The 2,081-nt window shown below is 70.7% G+C and carries 1 protein-coding gene; it reads left to right on the top strand.

Features of this window, described 5'->3' with window-relative positions; genetic code table 11:
* Window positions 1-205: 205 nt before the first annotated feature.
* Window positions 206-1,843, top strand: coding sequence for a ribosomal protection-like ABC-F family protein (abc-f, locus tag ADK66_RS26895; RefSeq protein WP_053660169.1), 1,638 nt, complete (start codon window positions 206-208; stop codon window positions 1,841-1,843).
* Window positions 1,844-2,081 lie beyond the last annotated feature (238 nt).

Below are 2,081 nucleotides of genomic sequence, written 5' to 3'. Positions count from 1 at the left end.
TGTTAGACTCTTGCGCGTTGGGTTTTGGCGAACTGTCGGGGAGACCAGACATGGCGGGTGACGACGACATCTCCGGGTGAGACCGGATGTGTTCGGCCACCATTCGGCGCGCGTCCGCGCAGCTGCCGTGGCCATGTCGTCGTTCCACTGGTCCCCGTCGTCGGGCGGCTCTGGCGCGCCCAACCCACCCTCTGAGGTCACTCGCATGTCTGATGCGTTCATCGTCAGCTCGAACCTGTCCTTCTCCTGGCCGGACGACACCCCGGTCTTCTCGGAGCTGTCCTTCACCGTTCCCGGCGGCCGCACCGGACTGGTCGCGCCGAACGGCGCCGGCAAGAGCACACTGCTGCGGCTGATCGCCGGGGAGCTGACGCCAAGCGGCGGCAGCGTCACCGTCGACGGCCTGGTCGGCTACCTCCCGCAGACGCTGCCGCTTGCCGGTGACCTCGCCGTCGCGCAGGTGCTCGGTGTGGCCGAGCGGATCGCCGCCCTGCACGCCATCGAGGCCGGCGATGCCAGCGAGGAACACTTCGCCACCATCGGCGACGACTGGGACATCGAGGAGCGCACCCGCGCCGAACTGGACCGCCTCGGCCTCGGCGACCTGTCGCTCGACCGTCGGCTGGACACCCTCAGCGGCGGTCAGGTCGTCTCCCTCGGCCTGGCGGCGCAACTGCTGCGCCGCCCGGACGTGCTGCTGCTCGACGAGCCCACGAACAACCTCGACCTGGAGGCCCGGCACAAGCTGTACGACGTGCTCACCGACTGGTCCGGGTGCCTGCTGCTTGTCAGCCACGACCGGGAGCTGCTGGACCGCATGGACCGCATCGCCGAACTGGACCGTGGCGAGATCAATTGGTACGGGGGCAACTTCACCGCGTACACGGAGGCGGTGCAGGCGGCGCGGGAGGTGGCCGAGAGCAACCTGCGCAACGCCGAGCAGGAGGTCAAGCGGGAGAAGCGCGAGATGCAGCAGGCCCGCGAACGCGCCGATCGGCGGGCCAGCAACGCCTCCAAGAACCTGAAGAACGCCGGGCTGGCCCGGATCGTGGCCGGCGGGCTCAAGCGCAGCGCGCAGGAGTCGGCGGGCAGGGCGCAGGAGACGCACTCGGCCCGACTCGGCCAGGCCAAGGCCCGCCTGGATGAGGCCGGTTGGGCGGTACGCGAGGACGACCGGATCGTCGTGGACCTGCCGGACACCACCGTCCCGGCCGGTCGCACGGTCTTCTCCGGCCGGGGCGTGCGGGCACGCTTCGACGACCGGGAACTGTTCGGAGGCGACGGCGCCGACCTGGTGATCCGAGGGCCCGAGCGGATCGCGCTGACCGGCGCGAACGGCGTCGGCAAGTCGACCTTGCTGCGCCTGATCAGCGGTGACCTCGCACCGGCCGGAGGCGACATCCGCCGGGCCGACGGGCGGATCGCGTACCTGTCGCAGCGGCTGGACCTGCTGGACCTCGACCGTACGGTGGCGGAGAACTTCGCCGCGTACGCGCCGAGCCTGCCCGACGCCAAGCGGATGAACCTGCTCGCCCGGTTCCTGTTCCGGGGCTCTCGGGTGAACCTGCCCGTCGGGGTGCTCTCCGGCGGCGAGCGCCTGCGCGCCACGCTCGCCTGCGTGCTCTGCGCCGAGCCGGCACCGCAACTACTGCTGCTCGACGAGCCCACCAACAACCTGGACCTCGTGAGCGTCGGGCAGTTGGAGAGCGCGCTGTCCGCGTACCAAGGGGCGTTCGTCGTGGTCAGCCACGACGAACGGTTCCTCGCCGAGATCGGCGTGCAGCGCTGGCTGCGGCTGGCCGACGGCCGGCTGCGGGAGACCGCGGCCCCGGACCGGGACTGATCCGGCTCCCGGATCGTCGGGTCGGACGGGATCCGCCGGACTCCTCTCGCAGCACCGGCGACGGCGTGAAACGCCGGACGGGCCGGACGCCAGCGGCGTCCGGCCCGTCCGGGCCGATTTATCCGGTGCCGCTGAAGGTGTTACCAGCGGCCGAGGATCATGCGGCTATCGACCGGTCCGAGTGAGTACTGACCCGAGGTGTACCACTCCCCATGGGTCCAAGCGTTCTTCCACACGT

This window comes from Micromonospora sp. NRRL B-16802 (genome assembly GCF_001279555.1).
In the GTDB taxonomy this organism is placed as follows: domain Bacteria; phylum Actinomycetota; class Actinomycetes; order Mycobacteriales; family Micromonosporaceae; genus Micromonospora; species Micromonospora profundi.
This window is presented reverse-complemented; position numbering and strand designations above follow the sequence as displayed.

Coding starts and splice junctions, on each gene's coding strand:
- abc-f (WP_053660169.1), top strand. CDS start 206: ATGTCTGATGCGTTCATCGTCAGCTCGAACCTGTCCTTCTCCTGGCCG.